The sequence below is a fragment of the Loigolactobacillus backii genome (assembly GCF_003946275.1).
Taxonomy (GTDB): Bacteria; Bacillota; Bacilli; order Lactobacillales; family Lactobacillaceae; genus Loigolactobacillus; species Loigolactobacillus backii.
In genome coordinates this window covers 44,630-50,782 of record NZ_RHNQ01000008.1, presented here as the reverse complement: position 1 = coordinate 50,782, position 6,153 = coordinate 44,630, and the positions used below count along the sequence as shown (strand labels likewise).

The window sequence follows — 6,153 nt, the reverse complement described above, 5'->3', positions numbered from 1 at the left end:
GAGTAAACAAAAAGCACATTCACCGAAGTGAATGTGCCGTTCAAAATCTCCACCAATACGATTTGACAGAGACCCAATAAACTTTTGTTCCGAACCTTTTATAGATTATAAACTTTTATAGATTATAAATGGATGATGATATTAATTATGCTAAAGCCTTTTTAGCTTGGTCAGTTAAAGCAGTAAATGCTTTAGCATCACTAATAGCAAGGTCAGCTAACATTTTACGATTGATATCAATTCCAGCAAGTTTCAAACCATGCATTAATTTGCTGTAACTAATTTCGTTGATCCGTGCTGCAGCGTTGATCCGTGCAATCCATAATTTACGGAAATCACGTTTAACCTGACGACGATCACGAAATGCATAATGATATGAATTCATTACTTGGTCATTAGCAGATTTGAATAATAGATGCTTGGCACCGCGATAACCTTTGGCTAATTTTAAAACTTTTTTACGACGTTTACGCGTCACTGTTCCACCTTTAACACGTGGCATAGAAAATTCCTCCTTGATTACACCTCAGACTGAACTCAATTCAGGTTCCAAGGTCGCATAAAATTAAGATTTAAACGATAAAATGCTATTTCATTTGTGAAAGCATTTGTCGAATTCGCTTCATATCGCTAGCTGAAACCATTGATGGCTTTGCTAAGAAACGACGTTGCTTTTTGGTTTTACCATGGAAACGGTGACTCGTGTATGCGTGATGACGTAAAAGACCACCGTTACCGGTCTTCTTAAAACGTTTTGCTGATGCACGATGTGTTTTTTGTTTTGGCATAATTAAAATCTTCCCTTTCTATAAAGCTAATTTTAGTAGCTTTACTTTTCTGCATTTGGTTGGAGCATCATCGACATACTCCGACCGTCCATTTTAGGATGTGCAATAACAGTTGAGATATCTGCCGTTTCCTTCGCTAAACGCGATAGAACATCACGACCGATTTCTTTATGTGTAATCGCACGACCACGAAAACGAATTGACGCTTTAACCTTATCGCCTTTAGATAAGAATTTCCGCGCGTTCTTCAACTTAGTGTCGAAATCGTTTTGGTCGATTGTTGGACTCAATCTAACTTCTTTGACGCTGACGATTTTCTGTTTCTTACGGGCGTCGCGTTGCTTTTTCTGCAACTCAAAACGGTATTTCCCGTAATCCATAATCCGCGCAACTGGTGGCTTTGCGTTAGCAGCAACAACGACAACATCAAGATTTGCTTGTTCAGCAATTTTTAATGCGTCTTGTTTACTTTTAACTCCTAATTGATCACCATTTTCCGCAATTAAGCGGACTTCGCGAGCACGAATCCCATCATTGACCATCATGTCTTTTGCTATGGTTATTCACCTCCGTAAGAATTCGAGAAAAATGCAGAAAAAAACGAGCTTTGCTAAAAATAGCAAAACCCGCCACAAGTTATTCAAACTTGATCCGTACGTTATTCTGCCCAGAGACTGTACTGTCAACTTAGGCGAGAAGCGGGTTGCTTCTGCTTTTAATTCTCAACTTTTAAAGTTTAGCGTGTTTAATTCTTTTTGTCAAGTTGTTTAGTACTATCATTCTGATAAGACTTTCCAGTCCGACTATAGTTACCCACTTCGGCAACCATTGCGTCGATAAACATATTAGTATCTTGGGCAACGGTCTTTTCTTCACCGTAATGGCGAACAGAAACAGTTGCATCCTCAATCTCTTGATCACCAATAACTAATGAATAAGGAATCTTTTGAGTTTGGGCTTCACGAATCTTGTAGCCCATCTTCTCGTTACGTTCGTCAACCTCAACACGTAGGCCGGCCTTAATCATCCGATCACGTACTTGATAAGCATATCCGGCGTGTAAATCATTCTTAACTGGAATAATAACCGCCTGAACTGGTGCCAACCAAGTTGGAAAGGCACCCTTATACATCTCCGTTAGGTAAGCAACGAAACGTTCCATCGTTGAAACGAGGCCACGATGAATCATAACTGGACGGTGTTCTTCACCATCATTGCCAACGTAAGATAAATCAAAACGTTCTGGCAACATAAAGTCTAATTGAATCGTTGACAATGTTTCCTCATTACCAAGAGCAGTCTTAGTTTGAACATCTAGCTTAGGACCATAAAATGCCGCTTCACCTTCAGCTTCAACGTAGTTCAAACCAAGTTCGTCCATAGCACCTTTCAACATCTTTTGAGCACGATTCCACATGGCATCGTCATCAAAATACTTTGCAGTGTTCTTAGGATCACGGTAACTTAGACGGAATGAGTAGTCATGGATATCGAAATCATCGTACACTTCAATCATTAAATTCAAAATCTTTTTAAATTCATCCTGAATTTGATCTAACGCAACAAATGTATGACCATCATTTAAAGTCATTTCACGAACTCGCTGTAAGCCGGATAAAGCGCCGGATTTTTCGTAACGATGCATCATGCCAAGTTCAGCAATCCGAATTGGCAATTCCCGGTAAGATCGAATATGATGCTTATAAATTTGGATATGACTTGGACAGTTCATCGGGCGTAACTCAAGCTGTTCACCATCACCCATGTCCATTGGTGGGAACATATCTTCACGATAATGATCCCAGTGACCTGATGTCTTGTAGGCATCTAAATTCATTAAAACGGGTGTGTAAACGTGCTGGTAACCGTGGGAGATTTCTTTGTCAATAATGTAACGCTCAATGGTCCGACGAATAGTAGCACCTTTAGGCATCCAGTATGGCAAGCCTGCACCAACTTTCGGGTCAACAAAGAACAAATCTAACTTATTACCAATAACACGGTGATCACGATCATGGGCCTCTTGGCGACGTTGATCATCAGCTTCCATTTCTTTCTCACTGAAGAAGGCCGTTCCGTAGACACGCTGTAACATATTGTTACTGGACTTACCTTGCCAATAAGCACCGGCGACAGACAAAAGCTTCGATACCTTCAAAACCTTCGTATCTGGTAAAACACCTTGTTCACCAAAATCAACGAAATCATCTAAATGATACAAAACAACTTCGTCACTATCCAAGTTGTTAAGTAAAGTCGTTTTATACTGATCATCCTTGAACTGTGCTAAAGCAGCAGCCTTAGTAACTGTTTTACGCGTAATTTTACCATCCTGTTCAACCAATTTGCGCATTTCTTGATTGATTGCCTCAAGATCATCCTCTGATACCGGTTTTTTATTATTATCTGTATCATAATAGAAGCCGTGCTCCGTTACGGCGTGTTCACCGAATCGCATTTCTGGATACAAATGCTTTAAAGCAGCACCTAACGTTAAACTAGCAGTATTCCAAAGAACTTGTAGTGCAGCGGGATCATTTTTGGTAATAATCTCAATTGCCCCATCATGCTTTAAAGGTGCAGTCAAATCAACTAGTGCACCATCCAATTTACCCGCAATTGCCTTTTTACCAAGACTAACGCTGATCGACTTAGCCACATCGGCCACACTAGCCGTCTCTTCAAATGCCTTTTTAGCACCATCAGGGAACGTTAACGTAATTTCTGCCATATCTAAATTCCTCCTTAAAATAAATAAAAAAAGTCCCTGAAGCAATAGTTGCTTCAGGGACGTATAAACGTGGTTCCACCCAAAATTTAAAACTTCAAAATGAAGTTTCCTTATTAGCGCTATTAACGGTTGCGTACCGGCTCAACTTTGCATTGAGCATCTCAAAAAGCGGTCAATAACGCTTTTACTTATGCACTTCTCAGCACCAGTGCACTCTCTTTAAGTAAATTCTCGTTAAAGTTGTCTTTCTTCGTTGATACTTTTATTGAACCACACTCGATTTGTTAATTCAAGTCTACCTTGAAAATTAATCTAATTATTTTTCGGCTTCAAGCGACGATTCTGGCCTAACAATTCAACTTCCTGACTCAAGAAACGAACACGTTCCATAATTCGTTTTGCCTTCAGGGGCTCATTTTCACCCCGTTGACTAACTGTTAGATGTTCTTTTTCTAACGCCTGCATTGAAAAATTAGAGGAGAAAAAAGTCGTTAACTCTTCTTGCATTCGAAATTGAAGAATAACACCTAAAACGTCATCCCGAATCCAACTAGACATTGAATCGGCGCCGATATCATCTAACATCAAAATTGGTGCTTTTTTAATGACATCAATTTTTTCCATTAAATTATTCTGCCCAATTGCGTTCTTCATTTCTACTGCAAACGTTGGGAAATGTAGTAGCGTTGTCTGAAAACCATTGACCGCCAATTCATGGGCAATTGCTCCCAGTAAATACGTTTTACCTACACCAAAACTACCATACAGGTAAAGTCCTTGGTGAAATTTTTTTGGTTCTTTGATGTAATCAGTAACAAAGGTAACGCCATCCTGAAGTGCCCCAGTACGATTTTCTGGATAGAACTGATCCAAACGTGCCGCCTGAATATTCTTAGGCATATTAATTGAGTGTACCCGTGAACGTAAGGCGTTATCCTTTTGTTCTGCAACCAATTCTGCCGTTGGAACATAAGTAACGTCAATGAAGTGGTGATTTAAGAAAAGTTTTGGCTCGTAGCCAGGGGCCAAAGAAGCTTTATCAGACAAAAATTTATGCTTCTCAGTTACAAACTCATAGAGCTTGGCCGCCGAACGATCAATTGTTGCCTGATCGATGGCCTTCTGATTAGCCGTAATGAATTGCTGAACGTCAGTATCCTTCATAACTCGTGTCATTAGTTCATCATAATGCTGATTAAGGTTTCGACGATTCATTAAAATGCGCAAATTTTTTCCCATATCTTCCATTACTACTCACCACCCTTTCGTAACGTTTTCAGTGCCTTTAGACTCTTTTGCAGGGCCAGTTCTTGTTCATTAGAGACAGCTTCCTTAGGCGCCTTAAAGCCTTCCTGGGCCCACTCAGGTAGTGTCTCTTGGCGAGTTGTCCCCCGCGTTCTTTTCTTAGTTACTTTCTTAGGCTTGTAGAATTCTTTAACCTCACTCATTGCGGCCTCAGGCGTTGTTACATGGTGCTGCAGCCAGCCATTGGCAACGCTATCCAAATAACTTTGATTTAACGTCGGCATTTTACGGACATTGATCATATAATGAATCAAAATATTAATGACCGAGTTAGGAAACACTTGCCGCTTAACTAAACGCTCCAGCACCCGTTCCTCACTACTGGCAACATAACCACCCTGTTGCTGTTTTAGTTGTTGTAGAAATTCGACTGGCGAATACTGACGACTAACCGCAATTAATTTTTGATCAGAGGCACTAAAACCGGCCTTCTTTAATTCTTGGCTGGATAAATTTTTCCGTGTCACGGCCGTTTTTTCGGTTGTCAAATTTGATTGTCCCCGAAACTGGCGGGCAATCAATTGCCGGAACGCCTTAACATCCAATTGATTGGTTGCCACATTGACACTTTCACCAATATATTGTGCCATTTCTAATTCACTAATTCCGTAGAGCTGGTGCATCGTTAAAATTAATTGGTGATTTTCGTCTACTTGTTTATCGTCAACAAAACTTGATTTTAGCTGTTGCTTAAAAAATGACCAATCAAAACTTTGCTCAGCTTCTGAAGTAACGCTGGGACGGTTAGCCACCTTTACTTGAAATTCAGATTTGGTTTCTGCAATTGTGGCCGGTGGACTATCCAATAAGGCGGAGTTCACGTGAAAAACTTCGAGGAAATTTTTTGTTATTTCCGTTAAATCCTTTTTGCTGACCACACGTAACCGAAACTTATCTTTTAGAACGTTAAATCGTTCTTCACCAACTGCTTCATAAAGCAATAAGCTCAATAAATCGTCTTTAAAAAAAGCATTTGGTGCCTGAGGGGCGTAAAGTTCATAAACGAAATAACGCCCTTCTGGGACTGTTCGCGTATAAGTTTTTAGTAGACCCAATGCCTCCAAACGTAGGCGGCTATCATAAAAATCCGGTAAATCAATATTTAACAGTGCCAATAAAGTTGTATGTGGTTTTTGATCAGATAACAGCGGGTTCGGTACAATTTCCGTCCAAAGCGTTAAAAATAAACTAAACGCAGTAACTCCCATTAATGGCTGGTATAAATAAGTCAGAATTTGCCGATCAAAGTCCGATAAATAATTTGCCTTAGTCACTAGAAAGCCGTCTCTAGGACTTAAATTAGAAAAGGCATTTTGCAACCATCACACC

At 40.0% G+C, this 6,153-nt stretch carries 6 protein-coding genes; all 6 read right to left on the bottom strand.

The annotated features are described in order from the left end of the window. Positions 1–145 precede the first annotated feature (145 nt). The 6 genes from rplT to EKM61_RS02895 all read right to left on the bottom strand — a co-directional run bounded on the left by rplT (position 146) and on the right by EKM61_RS02895 (position 6,143). Entirely contained in the window at positions 146–502 is a 357-nt protein-coding gene (gene rplT, locus EKM61_RS02920) for a 50S ribosomal protein L20 (protein ID WP_068223655.1), read from the bottom strand. 85 nt (positions 503–587) lie between these two features. Beyond that, positions 588–788, bottom strand: coding sequence for a 50S ribosomal protein L35 (gene rpmI / locus EKM61_RS02915; RefSeq protein WP_068223651.1), 201 nt, complete (start codon positions 786–788; stop codon positions 588–590). 41 nt (positions 789–829) lie between these two features. After that, the gene (gene infC, locus EKM61_RS02910; protein WP_068226196.1) at positions 830–1,330 is read right to left on the bottom strand and encodes a translation initiation factor IF-3; all 501 of its coding nucleotides are present in this window, start codon (positions 1,328–1,330) and stop codon (positions 830–832) included. Between the two features lie 203 nt (positions 1,331–1,533). Beyond that, entirely contained in the window at positions 1,534–3,519 is a 1,986-nt protein-coding gene (gene thrS / locus EKM61_RS02905) for a threonine--tRNA ligase (RefSeq protein WP_068223648.1), read from the bottom strand. 312 nt (positions 3,520–3,831) lie between these two features. After that, on the bottom strand, positions 3,832–4,767 hold the full coding sequence (gene dnaI / locus EKM61_RS02900; protein WP_068376993.1) for a primosomal protein DnaI: 936 nt from the start codon (positions 4,765–4,767) through the stop codon (positions 3,832–3,834). Positions 4,768–4,769: 2 nt separating this feature from the next. Beyond that, positions 4,770–6,143, bottom strand: a complete 1,374-nt coding sequence (locus EKM61_RS02895; RefSeq protein ID WP_068223643.1) for a replication initiation and membrane attachment family protein — start codon at positions 6,141–6,143, stop codon at positions 4,770–4,772. Positions 6,144–6,153: the final 10 nt, after the last annotated feature.